Source organism: Dietzia timorensis (genome assembly GCF_001659785.1).
GTDB classification, from domain to species: Bacteria; Actinomycetota; Actinomycetes; order Mycobacteriales; family Mycobacteriaceae; genus Dietzia; species Dietzia timorensis.
This window is the reverse complement of sequence record NZ_CP015961.1, coordinates 764,548-783,781: the sequence shown is the minus strand read 5'-3', so window position 1 is coordinate 783,781 and position 19,234 is coordinate 764,548. Positions and strand designations below refer to the sequence as shown.

Sequence of the window (19,234 nt, the reverse complement as noted above, 5' to 3'; positions counted from 1 at the left end):
CTTTCCGCGTGGGCGAGCAGCTGCGGGGTTAGTCGAGACGCTCGATGATCGTCACGTTTGCGGTGCCGCCGCCCTCGCACATCGTCTGCAGGCCGTAGCGGCCGCCGGTGCGCTCCAGTTCGTTCAGCAACGTGGCAAACAGCTTCGCGCCGGTCGCACCGAGGGGGTGACCGAGCGCGATTCCGCCGCCGTTCGGGTTGACCCGATCGATGTCGGCACCGGTTTCGGCGAGCCACGCGAGCACAACCGGGGCGAAGGCCTCATTGATCTCGACGACGTCGATGTCATCGATGCTCAGGCCGGCCTTGTCGAGCGCGTACTTGGTCGCCGGGATCGGCCCGGTGAGCATCAAGACGGGATCGTCGCCGCGAACGGTGAGATTGACGATGCGAGCACGGGGCTTGAGACCGTACTTCCTTACCGCATCACCGGAAGCGATGATGCCGGCGGAAGCGCCGTCGGAGATCTGTGAGGCGACGGCCGCGGTCAACGTTCCCCCTTCGGCGAGCGGCTTGAGTCCCGCCATTTTCTCCATCGAGGTCTCGCGAGGGGTCTCGTCCACGGCGAAATCGCCAAACGGGACGATTTCGCGTTCGAACTTCCCCTCCTTGATCGCCGCGAATGCCCGCTCATTCGAGCGCAGCGCGAACTCTTCCATCTGCTCGCGGGACAAGTTCCACTTATCGGCGATCATCTGCGCGCCGCGGAACTGGGAGATCTCCTGGGTACCGAAGCGCTCGGTCCATCCCTTCGATCCCGTGAACGGATCGTCAAAGCCGTATTCGCGGCCCGCCGTCATCGCCGAGGAAATGGGAAGAGCGCTCATGTTCTGCAGGCCGCCGAAGACGACGACATCCTGGGTGCCGGACATGACCCCCTGTGCAGCGAAGTGGATCGCCTGCTGCGACGAACCGCACTGGCGGTCGACGGTGGTGGCGGGAACCTCGAGCGGGAGCCCGGCTGCAAGCCAAGCCGAACGGCCGACGTTGCCGGCCTGGGGACCGATGGTGTCGAGGCAGCCGATCACCGCGTCGTCGACCACGGCCGGATCGAGGCCCGTGCGGTTGAAGACCTCCTTCAGCACATGCGCGCCGAGGTCGGCCGGGTGAACGGCCGACAGGCTCCCGCCACGCTTACCCACCGGGGTGCGCAGTGCTTCGACTACAAACGCTTCCTGAACCATGTGAACTCCTGGGTGATCGAAATTAGTCGTCCGCAAGCCCGTCGAGGACTATGCGCAAGTATTGGTCGGCGATTTCTTCTTGCGAGACCTTCCCGCCGGGTCGATACCAGCGAACGGCCACCCACACGGTGTCGCGCATGAACCGGTAGGTGAGGTTGGGGTCGAGGTCGGCGCGAAAGGCACCGCTGGCCTGTCCCGCCTCGAGAACCTCGATCCACATGTCGCGGAACTCGCGGTTGCGCAGCTCGAGATAGTCGAACCGGGGAATCCCCTGCAAGTGCTTGATCTCGTCTTGATAGATGGCCACCTGGTCGCGGGAATCGTGAATCGCCTGAAACGACGCACGCACGAGCCTTTCCAGAGCGTCGCGCGGGCCGGCATTTTGCCTGACGATCTCCTTATAGGTGGCGAACAGCCCGTCGAGAAACTCACGGAGCACCTCGTCGACGATCGCTTCCTTCGACGAGAAGTGATGGTAGAGGCTGCCCGACAGAATGCCGGCGGCGTCGGCGATATGGCGTACCGTCGTTGCCCGTACGCCTTGCTCCGCGAAGAGGCGAGCGGAAATCTCCAGCAATTCCGCCCGACGGGACTGCATCGCCCCGGATTTCGTTCGCGCCTGCTCCGTCTTCTGCGCCATTCCCCCACTATAACCTAGCAAGCGCTTGGTTGGGGTCGTGGCCCGAAGTCGGGATCGAGACACCTCAGGTAGAGATTGCGCCGCTCGCGACTATCTCGCGCCAGAGGACATCGACCCCTTCGACGATCCGCGTGTACCCGGCACCGCGTAGCTCGGCCTCGCCGATCCCTCCGGTACGGACGGCGATCGAGGGAACGCCCGCCTTACCGGCGGCGATTGCATCCCACGTTGCGTCACCGATCATGATCGCGTCGCTCGGCGCGACACCGGCGCGGCGTACCGCCAGATCGACCACGGAAGAATCCGGCTTGGCCCTGTGGACGTCGTCGCCCGTCGTCACAGCCGACACTTCCTCATCGCATCCGAGCACGTCGCGCGCGATGTCGAATTCCTCCGGCGACGAAGCGGTGGCCAGCACAACGGTGTAACCGGCTTCCCGCCCCGCGCGAAGCAGCTCTCGCGCACCCGGCAACGGACGCAACCGGACTGCGTCGGCCGAATAGTAGCGCCCGTGGAGCGCGCTGATCTGATTGGCCAGTCCGGCCGCTCCGGCGGCATCGACATGGTCGCCTCCGAAGGTCGCCAGGAGTTCCCTCACCAGCAATGCCCCGTCCATACCGATTCGCCGGTGTATCTCGACGCGTGGCACTGCGATTCCGCATTCGATGAATGCCGCCCACCAACACTCGACATGCACGTAGGTCGAGTCGACCAGCGTCCCGTCGACGTCGAAAAGTAGGGCTTTGTTCGCCATGATGCTTGCCCTCCACTCCACGGGCCCGATTCGAACCCGCGCCCCCATACTCCTCCGCGAGGCGCGAATGAACAAGGCCGACAAAGTGGACGTTAGGTTGAGATGCGCTGACGCACTTTAGGGTTCACAATCGTGAGATGGGTACTCGATTTGGTTACACACTCATGACCGAACAATCCGGGCCGAAAGATCTCGTCCGCTACGCCGCCGCGGCAGAACGTGCAGGGTTCGATTTCGAGGTCGCCTCGGACCACTACTTCCCGTGGCTTTCCACACAAGGGCACGCACCGTATGTCTGGAGCGTGCTCGGGGCAGTGGCGCATGCCACCGAAACCATCGACCTGTGCACGTACGTCACGTGTCCGATACTGCGCTACCACCCCGCCGTGGTCGCACAGAAGGCGGCCACGATGCAGATCCTCGCCGATGGTCGATTCATGCTCGGGATCGGCTCAGGCGAGAACCTCAACGAGCACGTGGTGGGGCGCGGATGGCCGGCCATACACACCCGCCACGAGATGACTGCCGAGGCCCTCGAGATCATTCGCGCCCTTCTCGCCGGCGGAATGGTCGACTTTTCGGGGCAGCACTTTCGCGTGGAGTCCGCTCGCCTGTGGGACATTCCTGACGGCGGAGTTCCCATCGGCGTGGCCGCCGGCGGGCCGAGAGCCTTGGACGCCTTCGGCCATCTCGGCGACCACCTCATCGCCACCGAGCCGAATGCGGACCTGGTCGAACAGTGGAACTCCAGCCATTCCGACGCTCCCATCGGCGGCGGATCGAGGGCGATCGGCCAGATCCCCATCAGCTGGGACCCGACATCCGAGAAGGCGGCGATTCGGCGAGCACACGAGCAATTCCGCTGGTTCGCAGGCGGTTGGGCCGTCAACGCCGACCTCCCCACGACCGCCGGCTTCGACGGCGCCACGACATTCGTGCGTGAGGACGATGTCGCCGAGCAGTTGGCGTGCGGCCCGGATCTCGATGCGATGGTCGACAAGATCCGACCCTACTGGGAGGCGGGCTTCACCGATGTCGCGTTGATCCAGATCGGCGATTCCACCCTGGACCGCTTCCTCGCCGAGGCTGCGGAACCGCTTCTCGCCAGGCTTCGAGAAGCCGCCCCGTAAACAACATCAATAACTTTGTCCCCTCTAGTGACACCCGTGTGAAATTCGGTTTATACTGTTCTGTGACCTAGATCATGGCCGCGACCTCCGCGCGCGCCCCGAATCCTCAGAGGAATCTCATGTTCTCACGTTTTCGCACACGGGTCGCGGCCGTCGCCGCCACTTCCGCTCTCGCCCTCGGCGCCTCGGCACTCGGCGCCGGCGCCGCCAACGCTGTTTCCAATAACCACGTCGTCAACGGAAATTCCGTGTCAGTGACCTTTGCCCTCGAAGACGGAGACATCGCCGACACCTGCGTCGCCGCGCTCGTCACAACTGCCAAGGCCCCCACTCTCGCCGAGCAGTTCACCTCGATGAACCTCCCTGCGATCCTGGACGTCCTCGGCGGAAATGATCCGGACGTCACCCCGCTCAAGACGAATAGCGGTAGCCCTGCAGCTGGGCTTGCCCCCATTTTCACGCCGTCTCGTACCGTGACCGCCAAGGACGTGCCGAGCAACGTCTACTCGATCGTCTCGTATTGCCTACTCGACAGCGGTGCCCGTATCGAACCGGCCGTCATCGTCGGCAACCCCGTCGAAGCCGGGCTCGGCTCTATCCAGTCCGGCTCCTCGGGAGAGAACCTCGCTGCGGCGTCCGCTTCGCTGCCGACGCTGCTCGGCCTCCTCGCCAGCGGCGGGGTCAGTTAACCCCTTCGCGCAAAGCACCACCCCTGACGCCGGGCGTCCTGGAATTCCAGGACGTCCGGCGTCAGGCGCGTTGGGAGGAAATGGAGACGACCTCGCCGGTCATGTACGTCGCATAGTCGGAGGCGAGCATCGCGACGGTCGCGGCGACCTCCCAGACATCGGCCGCGCGGCCGTAGGCCTCCTTCGCGGCGAGGGAGTCGAGCAGCTCGCCGGGCGCGGACTTCTCGAGGAACTTGTGCCGCGCGATGGACGGTGCGATCGCATTGATCCGCACGCCGAAGTCCGCACCCTCGATCGCCGAGCAACGAGTGAGCGCCATGACCCCGGCCTTCGCGGCTGCGTAGTGCGCCTGCGCGCGCTGGGCCCGCCAGCCGAGCACGGAAGCGTTGTTGACGATCACCCCGTTGTGCGGAGCATCGCGGAAGTAGCGCAAAGCGGCACGCGTCGCGCGGAACGTGCCGTTGAGCGTGATGTCGAGGACGCGGTCCCAGTCCTCGTCGGACATGTCGACGAGCTCGCCCTCGCCGCCGAAACCGGCGTTGTTGATGAGCACATCGATCTGCCCGAGCTTCTCCGCGGCGCCGGCGATGAGCGCGTCGACGTCCGCCGTCGACTGCACGTTGCACGTGATCCCGTCGATGCGCTGGCCCGGGAACTCCTCCGCGAGCGCAGCGACGGATTCGCCCAGGCGCCGCTCGTGGAAATCCGAAAGCACCACGTCGGCACCCTCGAGCGCCGCGCGCCGAGCAGAAGCGAAGCCGATGCCGGTTCCGGCGGCCGCCGTCACGACCACTTTCTTTCCCGCAAGGAGCCCGTGGCCCGGGGTCTCCTCGGGAACGACGGCGAGCGGGGATGCGGGGCGGTTGTCATTCATTACTGTGGCCTTGCCTCTCGTGGGAGTCCGAGAACGCGCTCGGAGATGATGTTGCGCTGGATCTCGTTGGATCCGCCGTAGATGGTGTCCGAGCGGGTGAACAGGAAAATCCGCTGCCATTCGGCGAGTTCGAGGTGCTCTGGGTCGTGAAGGTCGTTTGCGTCGCCCTCGGACGTCTCGGTGGGCCCGAGCAGACTCGGCGCGCCCTGGATCGCCATCGCGAGCTCACCGAGGTCGCGATGCCAGTTCGCCCACAACAGTTTCGCAGCCGACGCGTTCCCGCCGCTGCTGTCGCGGTCGGCGAGCGTGCGCAGCGCATGGGCGCGGATCACCTTGAGGCCGATCCACGCGTCGGTGATCCGCTCGCGGATCGCCGGGTAGCGCGCCTGCCCGGTGTCCTTCGCGAGCTGGGTGAGCCGCTCGAGCTCCCGCGCGAATCCGACCTGTTGCCCAAGTGTCGACACCCCACGCTCGAACTCGAGGAGCGTCATCGCGACCTTCCACCCCTCCCCCTCGGCGCCGACGCGCATATCCACGGACGTACGCGCTCCGTCGAAGAACACCTCGTTGAATTCGCTGGTGCCGGTGAGCTGCTGAATGGGCCGGATCTCGACCCCGTCCTGATCCAACGGAACGAGCAGAAAGCTCAGTCCCTTGTGCCGCTTCGACCCCTCTTCCGTCCGCGCGATGACGAACGCCCACTGCGACAGGTGCGCGAGCGAGGTCCACACCTTCTGTCCCGTGATCACATAATCGTCGCCATCCCGCCGCGCCGTCGTCGCGACGTTCGCCAGGTCGGAGCCGGCGTTCGGCTCCGAATACCCCTGCGCCCACAGCTCCTCGACCGCCACGATCTTCGGCAGGAACTGCCGCTTTTGCTCCTCGGTTCCATGCGCGATGAGGGTGGGACCGAGCAGCGTTTCCCCGAGATGCGACACACGCGCCGGCGCATTGGCCTTCGCGTACTCCTCGTGGAAACGCACCTGCTGCGCGAGACTCGCCCCGCGCCCGCCATACTCGACCGGCCAACCCACGCACGTCCAGCCGGCGGCCGCCATGTGCCGCTCCCACTCTTTGCGTCGCGCGAAGAACTGGTGCTCGCTACCCGGACCGCCGGTGCCACGCAGATCCGCGAAATCGCCGGTCAGGTTCTCGTCGAGCCACGCCCTGAACTCATCCGCGAACTCCTCGGGGGTCTGCCCCGCGGCGCTCGGGCGCTCCGGAAACTCGTCAGTCATGCACCCAGCCTACCAAGCAATTGCTTGGTTGGTCCTTGGTGTCCCACCGCCGCCGCTCGTATTCGCGCATGACGTCGGAGTTAAGTATTCTCAGCGCGATCTCCAGCGCGGATAAGCGCAAAGTGCGCGATGTTACATACACTCATGACCATGACGATTCGAGGCATTCACCGAAATTCCCTGCGGACGAGGTCCGTCGCGGCCCTGGGCGCCGGCGTTCTCGCATTGAGCGGTCTGGCCGCCTGCAGCTCCGATGATTCCGCCGACGACGCAGATCAGACCCCTGCGTCCGAGTCCGCGGAGGTCACCACGGAAGAGGGCGAGGCCAACCCGGAGGCCGAGGCCAAGCGGTCTGAGCGCGAGCAGAAAGCACTCGGCGCCGAAGAGGTCGAGGGGCTTGCGCTGCAGGAGATCACCCAGGAGCAGTTCGCGCAGACCGGAACGCTTACCGAGCAGCTCACCGGTAATACGTCGATGCATTCCGAGCCGCCGGAATGTGCGGACGTCTTCCAGAAGCTCCAGGGAACCGGTGGCGCCGACACCAGTGCGGCGGTGGGTCGCCTCGGCCAGGACCCGAACATCCCCGACACCGCCTTTACCCTTGTTCTCAACGATCCTTCGGCGACAGCCACGGATTACACCTCGGCGTTCGAGCAGTGTGGCGATGTGCAGATGACGATGGACTTGCCCGGTCAGGACGGTCAGCCTCAGCAGATCACGTACCAGATGACCAACGAGGTCACCGGCGCCACGGCCCCGGAGGGCGCCGAGGACTTCTTCGCGGTCAAGAACACGTCCAACGCCGATATCCAGGGACAACCCGTCACTTCCGGAATCTTCTTGGTCTCGGGCAACGTGGGCGGCACAGCGATCCAGGTCAACGCGCAATCCAATGCGGGACCGATTTCGCCCGAGGCCGAGCAGCGCGCCCTCGACCTGTTCAATCAACAGGCCCAGAAGCTGCAGAACGGCTAGCATCTCTCGGCCACGTTGTGTCGATCCGACCCATTTTCATGGACTCGGAACTTTCGGCCCACCCGGTGCATCCACTGGGTGGGCCGTTTCTCTGCCCCGCCAGCCCCGGCATCGCGCCGAATCCACCGACCGGACAGACCATCGAAAAGGAAAAACCATGGACGCCTCGCTACCGAAGACCCGCCTCCGCCGCGTCACCTGCGCCGTCGCCGCAGTTGCCGCCGCCGCAGCGCTGACCGCCTGCTCCACCGAGAACGAGGACGCGACCCCGGACTCCGGTGCCACAGAGCAGACGCAGGCCGCCGAGGGCGAAGGCGAAGGTTCAGAGGAGAACGCCGCCCCCAAAGCACCTCTGTCCGAACTCATCCTCACCGGCGAGGAGGTCCCTGGGCTCAACTTCGAGCCACTCGGCCCCGACGGGATGATGCAGGACCTGGTATCGCAGGTACCGGACGATGTCGAGTTCCAACCTGCAGAATGCAAGGAGTTCGCAAACTACGGCGGTGAAGATTCCGCGGGGCTTGAGCTCCGAATGAGCGGATACGAAGACAACTCGAAGCTTGCCGGCGTCTCCCTGTCCTCCGACGTGGAATTGGCCGGCAAGGCACCTCAACTAGTGTCACAATGCCCCCACTACTCCTTCGAAGCCGATCTCTCGGACTTCGTCAAGGAGCAGACCGCGAACTCCGGATACGAGATCACCCCGGAGATCGAGCAAATGCTTGGCCCCGACTTCGGGAAAACCTCCCAGGACATCTCGGTCTCTGGGGTCGAAGCCGAAGCTCCCGAGGGAGTCGACAAGTTCTTCGCGTTCTATATCGAGGGCACCGAATCAGCCATGGGCCAGGAATTCCCCGTCGCCAAACTGCAACTCGTAGGAGTGGTCGACGGCGTCTTCGTCTCTGCGTACGGCGCTCCCTTCTCCGGTCTCGACCCCGAGACCGGAGAGTTGATGGGCAACCCACAAGAAGTCGACAAGGAGGCCTACCAGGCCAAGGCCGAAGAGGTGTTCGCCGCGCAGGTGGAGAAAATTCGCAACGCCTGACAGCCGGTTCACCCGCCCGCGCCATAAGGTTCCGGAGCCCAGAAAAGTCGAACCCTACCAAGCAACTGCTTGGTAGGGTTCGCTTATATGCGGCGCCGATAGCTACGGCGCCGGGACATCCGCAAGGCCCTAGGAGTTCCCATGACGACCACAGCTCACGCCTCGACGACTCTGCCTGTGGACGAGGTGCACACCACTCCCCAGGCCCTACGCCGCGCTGCCGAGCTGTGGCCGGACGGCGAGGCGCTCGCCGATGTCCAGTCGGGCGAGGACGTGCGGTGGACGTGGACCGAACTCGCCGAGCAGGTGCGCGCGTTTGCGGCCGCGCTCATCGAGGGCGGCCTGCAGCCGGGCGAGCGCGTGTTGGTGTGGGCCCCGAACACGCGGCACTGGGTCGTCGCCGGACTCGGAATCCAGTACGCCGGAGGGGTGCTCGTGCCCGCGAACACCCGGTACACCGGCACGGAGGCGCTCGAACTGGTCGAGCGGACGAATGCCCCCGTCGCAGTGGTAGCCGGAGAGTTCCTGGGGGCCGAGAGAATTTCGCAGCTCACCGAGGCCGCAGGCGGATCGTTGGACGGCACGCCCCTCAAGGTCGTCGTGCGCGTGCCCCTCGGCGGCACCGAAACCGCGACCTCCGACGTCATAAATGAATGGGATGCGTTCCTCGAAAAGGCGACCGGCACGTCGCTCGCCGAGGCCGAGCGCCGCGCGGACGCGGTTAGCGGGGATGACGTCGCGGATATCCTGTTCACCTCGGGCACCACCGGCAAATCCAAGGGCGTCGTCGCTCTGCACCGGCACACTCTCTACGCGGCGCGGGTGTGGGGGGCAAACGGCGAACTTTCGGAGCAGGATCGCTACCTCGTCCTCAACCCCTTCTTCCACTCGTTTGGATACAAAGCAGGCTTCCTCGTATGCACGCTGTTCGGGGCGAGGATCGTACCGCTCGCGGTATACAAGCCCGACGCGACGATGGAGCTCGTACAAAGCGAGAGGATTACCGTTCTGCCAGGCGCACCGACGATCTTCTCCACGCTCCTCGACGCGCCGAACCGCGCGGAGTTCGACCTGTCCTCGTTACGCCTCGCGGTGACCGGTGCCGCGATCGTGCCAGTAGTTCTCGTCGAACGGATGCAGTCCGACCTCGGCCTCGACACGGTGGTCACCGCCTACGGACTCACCGAGACCTCTGGCATGGTGACCACCTGCCGGCCCGACGACGCCGACGAGATCGTCGCGGGGACATGCGGGCGCCCCTTCGACGGAGTAGAGGTGAAAATCGCCGATTCCGGCGAGGTTCTCACACGCTCGCCGATGGTGATGGCCGGGTATCTCGACGATCCCGAGAACACCGCGAAGACCATCGACCCGGACGGCTGGCTCCATACCGGTGACGTCGGAGAGCTCGATCCGCAAGGCAATCTGCGGATCACCGACCGGCTCAAGGACATGTACATTTCCGGCGGTTTCAACGTCTACCCAGCGGAGATCGAACAGACTCTCGCGCGGCTCGGCGGGGTGGCCGACTCCGCGGTGATCGGAATTTCCGACGACCGCCTCGGCGAAGTCGGCAAGGCGTTTATCCAACGCTCTACGGATGCAGAGGGGAAGGCGCTGACAATCGAAACGGTGGCCGACTTTCTCGTGGACAAGCTCGCAGGCTTCAAGCGTCCACGCGAGATCGAGATCGTCGACGCCCTTCCGCGCAATGCGATGGGAAAAGTCGTCAAACCTGATCTGCGTGGACGCTGACGTTCGGCGCTACGCCACTTCGACTATGCGCGTCGCAGGCGAAGCGAGTTGAGCACCACGAACACCGAGGAGAACGCCATGGCCGCACCTGCGATCATCGGCGTGAGCAGCCCGGCCGCCGCGACCGGAATCGCTGCCACGTTGTAGGCGAAAGCCCAGAACAGGTTGCCCTTGATGTTCGCGAGTGTCTTTCGCGACAAGGAAATGGCCTCGGCGACCTTTCGCGGATCCCCGCTCACGAGAGTGATGTCCCCGGCCTCGATCGCGGCATCGGTGCCCGTACCCATGGCGATGCCGAGGTCTGCCCGGGCTAGAGCCGGCGCGTCATTTACCCCGTCTCCGACCATCGCGACGGCGACACCGGATTCCTGCAGTTCGCGCACCTTATCGAGCTTGCCCTCGGGAAGCACCCCCGAGATAACGTTCTCGGTCGAGATGCCGACTGCACGGGCCGCGGCCTTCGCCGAGCCTTCGTTGTCCCCCGTGAGCAGAGCTACATCGAGGCCTTGACGACGCAGTGACTCGACCGCCTCGCCCGCCTCCGCCTTCGGCTCGTCGGCGACGGCGATGATGCCGGCCGGCTCCCCATCGGCATATACCGCCACCACCGTGGCGCCGTCGGATTCGAGTTCCGCGGCCTTCGCCGCGAGTCCGGCATCCTTTCCGGCGGGCAACCGCGTGAGTGATGCAGCCCTCCCTGCCTGCACCTCCACCCCGTCGACCTTGCCCACGACGCCGCGGCCGGCGATGGATTTGAATGCCTGGAGTTCAAGGGCCGGGACCCCGCGCTCCGCCGCCCCGGCAACGATCGCACGAGCAATGGGATGCTCCGAGCCCGATTCCACGGACGCCGCGAGAGCGAGCACACCGTCGTCATCCCGCGACGGCGCGGAGACGACGGCACGCAGCGCCATCCGTCCGGTCGTGAGGGTTCCCGTCTTGTCGAAAACCACGGTGTCGACCCGGCGCGTCGACTCGAGCGCGCTGGGGCCGGAGATGAGGATGCCGCGGCGAGCGCCGTTGCCGGTGCCGACCATGAGCGCCATCGGCGTGGCAAGGCCGAGCGCACATGGGCAGGCGATGATGAGCACGGCGACTGCCGCCGTGAACGCCGGCATGATCTCCCCACCGATTGACCACCAGGCGCCGAAGGTGACCACCGCGATGGCGATGACGACCGGCACGAACACCGAGGAGATCCGGTCGGCGAGGCGCTGCACGGGCGCCTTCTCGGTCTGTGCATCGGACACCATCTGCGCCATCTTCGCGAGCTGGGTTTCCGAGCCGACGCGAGTGGCGCGCACGATGAGGCGCCCCGAGGTGTTGAGCGTTGCGCCGGTAACCGCATCCCCGGCAACGACCTCCACCGGCACCGATTCGCCAGTGAGCATCGACTCGTCGACCGCCGACTCACCGTTCTCGATTCGACCGTCGGTGGGAATCGTGTCCCCCGGGCGGACGATGAACAGGTCACCGACCTCAAGCGCGGCGGCACGAATCCGCTTCTCCTCCCCCTCCTCGAGAACGGTCGCATCGCTGGCACCTAGCTGCAAGAGGGCCTTGATCGCTGCGCCGGCCTCTTTTTTCGAGCGCGCCTCGATCCAGCGGCCGAGAAGGATGAAGGTCGTCACGCCGGCAGCAGCCTCGAAATAGATCATCTCCGCTGCATGACCGCCGGGGCGAAGCGTGAACTCGTGACCGAGCCCGGCGGCACCGGCGTCTCCGAATAACATCGCCCACAGGCTCCACAGCGTGGACATCCCCACCCCGAGGGAAACGAGCGTGTCCATGGTGAAGCCGCCGTGGCGGAGATTGAGGGCCGCAGCGCGGTGGAACGGCCACGCCCCCCACGTCACCACCGGTAGCGACAGCGCAAGGACCACCCATTGCCAATAGTCGAACTGGAAGGGTGGGACCATCGACAAGACGACCACCGGAACCGTGAGAACGCCCGAGACGATAAATCTCCGACGCAGGTCCGAGGCGGCGTCGCTCGATGCGGAATCGCGTAGCCCGCCACCACCTTCGGTGGGGGCGGAAGCGCCGTAGCCGATCGACTCGACGGCTTCGACCAACTCCGCCGGGTCGGTCGATTCGGGATAGTCGACGCGCGCCGACTCCATCGCGAAGTTGACGGTAGCCTGCACGCCGTCGATCTTGTTGAGCCTGCGCTCGATGCGTCCCGCGCACGAGGAGCAGGTCATGCCCTCGATATCGAGATCGATTTGGGACATGGCCTCGGCGAGCCCCGCTTCGGCGCCACTTTTTTGTGCCGTTGCCATCTGGCTTGGTTCCTTTCGTTCTGTCCGGTACCCGGCGCACTGCTCGCACCGGATCCCTCCCTGGATTAGATGAGAAGGTTGTCGCCGAGCCCTGGTTCGCCCTCTGGCGCGACGGAATAACCTGCACCCTTGACTGCATCCTCGATCGACGACTGCGGAATCTCGACGTCCGAGGTGATCTCCACGTCCCCCGAACCGAGATCGACGACTACGCCCTGCACGTTCGGCAGGTCCCCCAGCGCACCGGAAACCGAGCCCACGCAGTGTTGGCACGTCATTCCCTGGACGTTGACTGTGGTCTTCATGTTGATCGTTCTCCTTTGTCGAAAATCGTTGTTGGTTTAGCTCTTGACCAGGCGAGCCACGGCCTGCGAGGCTTCCTGCACCTTGACGGCGGCCGCCTCGTCCCCTTCACGCGCCGCAGCCACGACACAGTGGCCCAGGTGATCCTCGAGGAGACCGATGGACACGGATTTGAGAGCCGAGGACACCGCGCTGATCTGAGTGAGCACGTCGATGCAGTATTCGTCGTCATCGACCATGCGCTGCAGTCCGCGCACCTGCCCTTCGATGCGTTTGAGCCTTCGGAGGTAGGCCTGCTTGTCCTGCGCGTATCCGCGTGACGGCGGGGCGGCCTCGGCCTGGCCGGGCTCCGGTGTCGCTTGTACTGGGTCATCTTGTGTCATGTCTCCTGTGTACCCCTAGGGGGTATACGAAGCAATACCCGAAGGGATTTAAATACCCTATGGGGGTATCTTTAACCTGGACATCCCTCGCGCCCAGGCGCGGTGATCCGCAGAACGAGATCGACCAACACTGGCCAACCCGGAGCTGGTAATCTACCAACCAAGCACTTGCTAGGTTAGGAGAACGTGCAGGTCATGGCAGAAGAACAGACTCCAGCTCCCATCCCCCCGGTCCTCTCGCCGGGCGATCTCGGCCCCGAGTCGAGCCCCATCGCCTACGAGGTCTCCGCGGGCACCGCGTACATCACGCTCAATCGCCCCGAGTACCGGAATGCGCAGAATTCGGTCATGACGTACTCGCTGGACAATGCGTTCATCAAGGCCGTCGAGGACGCCGAGGTGCAGGTAATCGTCTTGCGCGCCAACGGCAAACACTTTTCGGCCGGACATGACATCGGCACGCCGGAGCGAGATTTCGACACCCGCTACGAGAACAAGGCCACACTGTGGTGGGACCACACCGATCGCACCGGCGCCGACCAGCGACTCGCCCGCGAGATCGAGGTCTACGCCGGGATGTGCCGTCGGTGGCGCGAGATCCCGAAGCCCGTGATCGCCCAGGTCCACGGCGCCTGTATCGCCGGTGGGCTCATGCTCGCATGGATCTGCGATTTCATCGTCGCCTCCGACGATGCGTTCTTCTCCGATCCGGTCGTGAAGATGGGCATCCCGGGCGTCGAATACTTCGCACACGCATTCGTTCTCGGTCCGCGCCGCGCGAAAGAGATCCTCTACACCGGTAGACGGTTTACCGCAGCCGAAGCGGACAGGTGGGGCATGCTCAACCACGTCGTACCCCGCGACGAGCTGCAGGCCAAGGTCGACGAAATCGCCGGCGAGATCAAGGAGATGCCGCCGATGGGGCTCATGCTCACGAAGAAGGCTGTCAACGTCTGCGAGGACCAGATGGGCTTGCACAACTCGCTGAACTCGGTGTTCGGCTGGCACCACTTCGCGCATTCGGCCAATGCGGAGGCCTCCGGTGGGGACTCGCTCGGGGGCATGAACGCCCGCTCGATGCGTGACACCGCGAATGCCGGCAGCACGGGCGGGGCGGACGGCGATGCGAGCGCTGCGTCCGACGTCAGGAATAGGGGTTAGTCGCCGTGGATCTCGAATTGGAACAGTCCGACCTGGACTTCCGCGCAGAGGTGCGCGAATGGCTTGAGGCGAACGTGCCCGCCGAGCCGCTGCCGAGCATGGACACCGCCGAAGGTTTCGCGGCCCACCGTGCGTGGGAGGCGCGGATGGCCGAGGACCGCATGTCGGTCGTCTCGTGGCCCGAGGAGTACGGCGGCCGCGACTGCGGGCTCACGCGCTGGGTCATTTTCGAGGAGGAGTACTACCGCGCGGGAGCACCCGGCAGGGTGAGCCAGAACGGGATCTTCCTCCTCGCGCCGACGCTGTTCGAGCACGCGAATCCCGAGCAGCTCGCGCGAATCATGCCGCGGATGGCTCGGGCGGACGACGTATGGGCACAGGCATGGTCCGAACCGGAGTCCGGATCGGACCTCGCCTCGCTTCGCTCCACTGCGAAACGTACCGACGGCGGCTGGCTGCTATCCGGACAGAAAACGTGGTCCTCGCGCGCGAGTTTCGCCGATATGGGATTCGGGCTATTTCGCACCGACCCGGAGCAGTCGCGCCACCGTGGGCTCACCTACTTCATGTTCGACCTGCGCGCGGACGGGGTGACGGTCCGACCGATCGACCAGCTCGACGGTGAGCCGGGCTTTGCGGAGTTGTTCCTCGAGGACGTTTTCGTCCCCGACGATCCTTCGGCTCAGGGGAACTCCGGGGTGATCGGCGACGTCGACAACGGCTGGAAGGTCGCGATGTCGACGGCGAACAACGAGCGGGGCCTCTCGCTGCGTTCACCCGGACGCTTCCTCGCGACGACAGACAGACTCGTCCGGTTGTGGCGCGAGAGGTCGGGGGACCTCGACGCGCGCGAACGTGGCGCGGCCGGCGACCGAGTCGTAGACGCGTGGATCGGTTCGCGCGCCTACGAATTGTCCACATGGGGGACGGTGACAACCCTGAACTCCGGTGGACAGCTCGGTTCGGAGAGCTCCATCAACAAGGTGTTCTGGTCCGAATGGGACATTGCCACTCACCAGACCGCCCTGGACCTGCTCGGCCCCGAAGGCGAACGTGCGGACGAGAAGTGGCAGGACGGCTACCTCTTCGCGCTCGCCGGGCCCATATACGCCGGCACGAACGAAATCCAGAAGAACGTGATCGCCGAGCGTCTTCTCGGCCTGCCGAGGGGGAATCGATGAAGTTCGCACTCGATGCGGAAACAAGGGACTTCGCCGCGAGCGTCGACGAAATGCTCAGGCGCGCCGACGTTCCCGCCGCGATCCGCGCGTGGAACGACGGCGACACCGCCGCCGGCCTGGCCGTGTGGGGCAAGCTCGAGCAGCAGGGAGTGTTCGCCCTCCTCGCCGACGAGGAGTCCGGCGGCATGGGCGCTACGGCCGTAGAGGGTGTGGCGATCGCCGAGATTCTCGGCCGGCACGGCGTTCCCGGTCCGGTCGTCGAGTCCATGTTCGTCGCGCCCGCGATCGGCCGTCCCGCCGCAGACGCCCCGGTCACCGTCGCCGCACCTCCGCTCGCCCCTCTTGCTGCGGGCGCGGATGTCGCGTCTGCGGCATTCCACCTTGCCGCCGACGGAACTGTTTCCGAAGCGGAGCTCGGCGATCGCGAGCGCTCTGTGGACCGCGCACGCACGCTGGCTGCAGCCACCGCGGGCGCCGGCGTGGGTTCGGCCGATCCGGTCGATGCCGTCAACCACGGCGCGCTCGGCACTGCCGCCGTGCAGCTCGGCCTCGCCTCGGCGATGCTCGAGATGTCGGTGGAGTACGCGAAACAGCGCGAACAGTTCGGCCGGCCGATCGGCGAGCAGCAGGCGATCAAGCACAAGGCCGCGGATATGGCGATCGCCATCGAGATGGCGCGCCCGTTGCTGTGGGCCGGCGCCCTCGCGATCGCGGGCAACCCGGACGCGCCCGCCGCCGCGGTGCGGGATGTCTCGGCCGCGTATGTGGCCTGCGGCGATGCGGCGGATCTCGCCCGCCGCTCCGCCCTGCAGATACACGGAGCCATCGGATACACGATGGAACACTCGCTCGGGCTGTACCTCACCAAGTCCCACGCCCTCCGCGCGGCGTGGGGATCGGCCGCCTACCACCGCGGCCGAATTCTCGAGTCGATCGAATCGGAGGGCGCCCGATGAGCGCCGCCGGCGACGCCGCTCTCGCCCCTGGCGTCGACACCCCCGACCAGGCTGCTCTGCGCGATTCGGTGCGGTCGCTGCTCGAAAAACGCGCCGGCAGCGAGGAGATGCGCGCTGCCACGCGTGCCGAGCACGGTTACGACGAGTCGCTGTGGTCCGCTCTCGCCGGGCAGATCGGAGCCTCCGCCCTCGGCATCCCGGAAACCTATGACGGCGCCGGCGCGTCATATCTCGAGACCCACCTCGTCGCCGACGAGCTCGGCCGCTCTCTCACCCCCTCCCCGCTGCTCGGGTCCGCAATCCTCGCGGGGTATGCCCTGCTCGCCTCGGGAGACGAGGCCGCGAACGCGGAGTACCTGCCTGATGTGGCGTCCGGCGTCATCTACGGTTTGTGCTGGTCCGGAGAGGCGGGCTGGCACGCACCAGGGGTAACGTTCGATGGGACTACGCTGTCGGGGGTCGCGAAGTACGTTCTTGGTGGCGACTACGCCTCTACATTCATAGTGGTGGCCACGGACGCCGAAGGCTCGCCTACGCTCCACGTGTGCCCGGCGGATGCTGCGGGCATGGACGCCACTCGCGAGCCCGTGATGGACCCGACCCGCACGATGGCAACGGTCCGGTTCGACGGCGTGCGCGCGAGGCGGCTCGACATGCGCGAGGAGACGATGAGCCTACTGGGCGCCGTCGCGTGGGCCGCGGCGAGCGCCGAGGCCGTCGGCGCCGCGAAGGCGCTCGTCGAACGGACCGTCGAATACACCTCACAGCGCAAACAGTTCGGCCGGGAGATCGGCGGATTCCAAGCCCTCAAGCACCGGATGGCGGACATGTACGTCCGCTCGGAGACCGCTCGCTCGCTGTCGTATTCGGCGGCCGCCGCGGTGGCCCGCGCGTTCGAGATCGGCGGCGGCGACGCCTCCCCCGAGACCGCCCGTGCCGCCGCCTTCGACGCTGAGATCGAGGCGGCGGCAGCGAAGGTCTACGCGACCAGGGCGCTGTCGTGGATCGCAGGCGAGGCGATCCAGCTCCATGGCGGGGTCGGAATCACCTGGGAATACGACGTCCAGCTGTTCTTCAAGCGGGCGCACGGGCTCGCGACGCTCTTCGGCCAGCCGCATGAGCTCGCCGAGGCACTCGAGCCCGCGGCCGGTATCCGCTGAACAGTTAGCGGTAGATGGACTTGAGGTTCTGGTATGCGGCCAGCCCCTCGGGTCCGAGCTCGCGACCCATGCCGCTGTGCTTGACGCCGCCGAACGGTGCCACCGGGTCCGGGATGTAGCGGTTGATGCCGATCGTTCCCGTGTTGACACGAGAGGCGACGCTGCGAGCGCGCTCGGGGTCCGAGCTCCATACCGTCCCGCCGAGCCCGTACTCGGACTCGTTGGCGATGCGTACGGCGTCGGCGTCGTCGTCGTACTGGATCACCGAGAGCACGGGGCCGAAGATCTCCTCGCGCGCAATGGTGTCGGAATTGTTGACGTCGGCGAACACGGTCGGAGAGACGAACCAGCCACCGTCGCGACCTTCGGGCCGCCCGCCGCCGGTCGTGATGCGGCCGCCCTCCGACCGTCCCTTCTCGATGTAGCCCTCGACGCGACCGAGGTGGGTTTGTGTGGCCATCGGGCCGATCTGTGTGGCGGGGTCGAGCGAATCGCCGACGGCCATGGACCCGGCGAACGCGGTGAGGGCGTCGACGACCTCGCCGTAGCGGGACTTCGGCGCGAGAACGCGGGTGCCGAGGAAGCAGGTCTGGCCGTTGTTCACCAACGTCGAGACGAACAGGTCGTTGCCGATCGTCTCGAGGTCGAGCTCGGCATCGTCGAGCACGATCGATGCGGACTTGCCGCCGAGCTCGAGGGTGACCGGGCGAAGGAGACGGCCACACACCTCGGCGATCTTCTTGCCCGCCGCAGTGGAACCGGTGAACGCGACCTTGTCGATATCGGCGTGCTCGACGAGGTACGCGCCCTCGTCACGCCCGCCGGGCACGATGTTGACCACGCCCGCCGGAAGGCCGGCGGCCTCGGCGGCCTCGGCGAGGACAACGGAGTCGAGCACGGTCTCCGGGGACGGCTTGATCACCATCGTGCAGCCTGCGGCCAGGGCAGGCGCGTACTTGAACGCGGCGAGAGACTGCGGGTAGTTCCACGGCACGATGGCGCCGACGACACCGATGGGCTGTCGCTGAACCTCGACCACGCCGCCCATCATGCCCTCGCGCAGATCGGGGGTCTGCTTTTCGATGAGGTCGGAGTAGTACCGCAGCAGCGTGGCCGGGTACACGGCCTCCATCTGGCCGGCGATGGTGACGGGCATGCCGTTCTGGGAGGAAACCAGCGAGGCGATCTTCTCGCCGCGCGCCTCGAGCTCGTCGGCGAAGCGGCGCAGATGCGCGGCGCGCTCGGCGGGTTCGAGTCCAGACCAGACGCTCGGATCGTCGAAAGCCTGGCGCGCGGTGGCGACCGCCGCGTCGATGTCGGCGCGGTTCGCGAGCGGCACCGAGCCGATCTCCTCGCCCGAGTTCGGCGAAACGACAGTGATTTTCTCCCGGCCGTTCGGCTCGCGCCACTGACCGCCGATGAATAGTGTGCTGTGTTCTGTGACGGCCTGGTCCGAAAGTGCGCTACTCAACGTGGGTACCTCTTCTCGATAGTGATTCACATCACGTAGTCGGTGACGTGTTCC

The 19,234-nt window shown here is 65.9% G+C and carries 18 protein-coding genes; 9 read left to right on the top strand and 9 right to left on the bottom strand.

Features of this window, described 5'->3' with window-relative positions; all coding sequences use genetic code 11:
* Positions 1-28: 28 nt before the first annotated feature.
* The 3 genes from BJL86_RS03600 to BJL86_RS03590 form a co-directional block, all read right to left on the bottom strand.
* A complete protein-coding gene (locus BJL86_RS03600; RefSeq protein ID WP_067472624.1) occupies positions 29-1,183 on the bottom strand; it encodes an acetyl-CoA C-acetyltransferase in 1,155 nt (384 codons plus the stop codon).
* A gap of 22 nt (positions 1,184-1,205) precedes the next feature.
* Positions 1,206-1,823, bottom strand: a complete 618-nt coding sequence (locus BJL86_RS03595) for a TetR/AcrR family transcriptional regulator (RefSeq protein ID WP_067472621.1) — start codon at positions 1,821-1,823, stop codon at positions 1,206-1,208.
* 64 nt (positions 1,824-1,887) lie between these two features.
* On the bottom strand, positions 1,888-2,577 hold the full coding sequence (locus BJL86_RS03590; protein ID WP_231887142.1) for an HAD family hydrolase: 690 nt from the start codon (positions 2,575-2,577) through the stop codon (positions 1,888-1,890).
* Between the two features lie 137 nt (positions 2,578-2,714).
* Here BJL86_RS03590 and BJL86_RS03585 point away from each other — a divergent pair, with 137 nt between their 5' ends.
* A complete protein-coding gene (locus tag BJL86_RS03585; protein ID WP_067472619.1) occupies positions 2,715-3,707 on the top strand; it encodes a TIGR03557 family F420-dependent LLM class oxidoreductase in 993 nt (330 codons plus the stop codon).
* A 119-nt stretch (positions 3,708-3,826) separates the two neighbouring features.
* The gene (locus tag BJL86_RS03580) at positions 3,827-4,396 is read left to right on the top strand and encodes a hypothetical protein (protein ID WP_156515236.1); all 570 of its coding nucleotides are present in this window, start codon (positions 3,827-3,829) and stop codon (positions 4,394-4,396) included.
* A 61-nt stretch (positions 4,397-4,457) separates the two neighbouring features.
* Here the strand turns inward: BJL86_RS03580 and BJL86_RS03575 are convergent, their stop codons facing one another.
* Positions 4,458-5,270 (bottom strand): SDR family oxidoreductase, encoded by an 813-nt coding sequence (locus BJL86_RS03575; protein ID WP_067472616.1) that lies wholly within the window; start codon positions 5,268-5,270, stop codon positions 4,458-4,460.
* The gene (locus BJL86_RS03570) at positions 5,270-6,508 is read right to left on the bottom strand and encodes an acyl-CoA dehydrogenase family protein (protein WP_067472613.1); all 1,239 of its coding nucleotides are present in this window, start codon (positions 6,506-6,508) and stop codon (positions 5,270-5,272) included. Before BJL86_RS03570 ends, BJL86_RS03575 begins: the two co-directional genes overlap by 1 nt.
* Positions 6,509-6,658: 150 nt before the next feature.
* On the opposite strand from BJL86_RS03570, the gene BJL86_RS03565 reads away from it, so the two are divergent.
* The 3 genes from BJL86_RS03565 (at position 6,659) to BJL86_RS03555 (ending at position 10,283) form a co-directional block, all read left to right on the top strand.
* Complete coding sequence (locus tag BJL86_RS03565; protein WP_156515235.1) at positions 6,659-7,483, top strand: hypothetical protein; 825 nt, start codon at positions 6,659-6,661, stop codon at positions 7,481-7,483.
* 157 nt (positions 7,484-7,640) lie between these two features.
* Entirely contained in the window at positions 7,641-8,528 is an 888-nt protein-coding gene (locus tag BJL86_RS03560) for a hypothetical protein (RefSeq protein WP_067472608.1), read from the top strand.
* 141 nt (positions 8,529-8,669) lie between these two features.
* On the top strand, positions 8,670-10,283 hold the full coding sequence (locus BJL86_RS03555; protein ID WP_067472604.1) for a FadD3 family acyl-CoA ligase: 1,614 nt from the start codon (positions 8,670-8,672) through the stop codon (positions 10,281-10,283).
* A 23-nt stretch (positions 10,284-10,306) separates the two neighbouring features.
* On the opposite strand, the gene BJL86_RS03550 is transcribed toward BJL86_RS03555, so the two are convergent.
* The 3 genes from BJL86_RS03550 to BJL86_RS03540 form a co-directional block, all read right to left on the bottom strand.
* A complete protein-coding gene (locus tag BJL86_RS03550; protein WP_231887141.1) occupies positions 10,307-12,565 on the bottom strand; it encodes a heavy metal translocating P-type ATPase in 2,259 nt (752 codons plus the stop codon).
* A 65-nt stretch (positions 12,566-12,630) separates the two neighbouring features.
* Positions 12,631-12,870, bottom strand: a complete 240-nt coding sequence (locus BJL86_RS03545) for a heavy-metal-associated domain-containing protein (protein ID WP_067472601.1) — start codon at positions 12,868-12,870, stop codon at positions 12,631-12,633.
* Between the two features lie 36 nt (positions 12,871-12,906).
* Complete coding sequence (locus tag BJL86_RS03540; RefSeq protein ID WP_067472599.1) at positions 12,907-13,251, bottom strand: metal-sensitive transcriptional regulator; 345 nt, start codon at positions 13,249-13,251, stop codon at positions 12,907-12,909.
* A 195-nt stretch (positions 13,252-13,446) separates the two neighbouring features.
* Between BJL86_RS03540 and BJL86_RS03535 the strand changes: the two genes are divergently transcribed.
* From BJL86_RS03535 to BJL86_RS03520, 4 genes are read left to right on the top strand one after another with little or no spacing between them, the layout of a single operon-like run.
* Positions 13,447-14,412, top strand: coding sequence for an enoyl-CoA hydratase (locus tag BJL86_RS03535; protein ID WP_067472597.1), 966 nt, complete (start codon positions 13,447-13,449; stop codon positions 14,410-14,412).
* 5 nt (positions 14,413-14,417) lie between these two features.
* Complete coding sequence (locus BJL86_RS03530; RefSeq protein ID WP_067472594.1) at positions 14,418-15,593, top strand: acyl-CoA dehydrogenase family protein; 1,176 nt, start codon at positions 14,418-14,420, stop codon at positions 15,591-15,593.
* Positions 15,590-16,549, top strand: a complete 960-nt coding sequence (locus BJL86_RS03525) for an acyl-CoA dehydrogenase family protein (RefSeq protein WP_075844822.1) — start codon at positions 15,590-15,592, stop codon at positions 16,547-16,549. Before BJL86_RS03530 ends, BJL86_RS03525 begins: the two co-directional genes overlap by 4 nt.
* Positions 16,546-17,709, top strand: a complete 1,164-nt coding sequence (locus BJL86_RS03520) for an acyl-CoA dehydrogenase family protein (protein ID WP_075844821.1) — start codon at positions 16,546-16,548, stop codon at positions 17,707-17,709. Before BJL86_RS03525 ends, BJL86_RS03520 begins: the two co-directional genes overlap by 4 nt.
* A gap of 4 nt (positions 17,710-17,713) precedes the next feature.
* Here BJL86_RS03520 and BJL86_RS03515 read toward each other — a convergent pair whose 3' ends face one another.
* Positions 17,714-19,180, bottom strand: coding sequence for an aldehyde dehydrogenase (locus tag BJL86_RS03515; RefSeq protein WP_067474579.1), 1,467 nt, complete (start codon positions 19,178-19,180; stop codon positions 17,714-17,716).
* Positions 19,181-19,234 lie beyond the last annotated feature (54 nt).

Bases quoted from the DNA above. Each gene is read 5' to 3' on its own strand.
- BJL86_RS03600 (WP_067472624.1), bottom strand. From the start codon at position 1,183: ATGGTTCAGGAAGCGTTTGTAGTCGAAGCACTGCGCACCCCGGTGGGT.
- BJL86_RS03595 (WP_067472621.1), bottom strand. From the start codon at position 1,823: ATGGCGCAGAAGACGGAGCAGGCGCGAACGAAATCCGGGGCGATGCAG.
- BJL86_RS03590 (WP_231887142.1), bottom strand. From the start codon at position 2,577: ATGGCGAACAAAGCCCTACTTTTCGACGTCGACGGGACGCTGGTCGAC.
- BJL86_RS03585 (WP_067472619.1), top strand. From the start codon at position 2,715: ATGGGTACTCGATTTGGTTACACACTCATGACCGAACAATCCGGGCCG.
- BJL86_RS03580 (WP_156515236.1), top strand. From the start codon at position 3,827: ATGTTCTCACGTTTTCGCACACGGGTCGCGGCCGTCGCCGCCACTTCC.
- BJL86_RS03575 (WP_067472616.1), bottom strand. From the start codon at position 5,270: ATGAATGACAACCGCCCCGCATCCCCGCTCGCCGTCGTTCCCGAGGAG.
- BJL86_RS03570 (WP_067472613.1), bottom strand. From the start codon at position 6,508: ATGACTGACGAGTTTCCGGAGCGCCCGAGCGCCGCGGGGCAGACCCCC.
- BJL86_RS03565 (WP_156515235.1), top strand. From the start codon at position 6,659: ATGACGATTCGAGGCATTCACCGAAATTCCCTGCGGACGAGGTCCGTC.
- BJL86_RS03560 (WP_067472608.1), top strand. From the start codon at position 7,641: ATGGACGCCTCGCTACCGAAGACCCGCCTCCGCCGCGTCACCTGCGCC.
- BJL86_RS03555 (WP_067472604.1), top strand. From the start codon at position 8,670: ATGACGACCACAGCTCACGCCTCGACGACTCTGCCTGTGGACGAGGTG.
- BJL86_RS03550 (WP_231887141.1), bottom strand. From the start codon at position 12,565: ATGGCAACGGCACAAAAAAGTGGCGCCGAAGCGGGGCTCGCCGAGGCC.
- BJL86_RS03545 (WP_067472601.1), bottom strand. From the start codon at position 12,870: ATGAAGACCACAGTCAACGTCCAGGGAATGACGTGCCAACACTGCGTG.
- BJL86_RS03540 (WP_067472599.1), bottom strand. From the start codon at position 13,251: ATGACACAAGATGACCCAGTACAAGCGACACCGGAGCCCGGCCAGGCC.
- BJL86_RS03535 (WP_067472597.1), top strand. From the start codon at position 13,447: ATGGCAGAAGAACAGACTCCAGCTCCCATCCCCCCGGTCCTCTCGCCG.
- BJL86_RS03525 (WP_075844822.1), top strand. From the start codon at position 15,590: ATGAAGTTCGCACTCGATGCGGAAACAAGGGACTTCGCCGCGAGCGTC.
- BJL86_RS03520 (WP_075844821.1), top strand. From the start codon at position 16,546: ATGAGCGCCGCCGGCGACGCCGCTCTCGCCCCTGGCGTCGACACCCCC.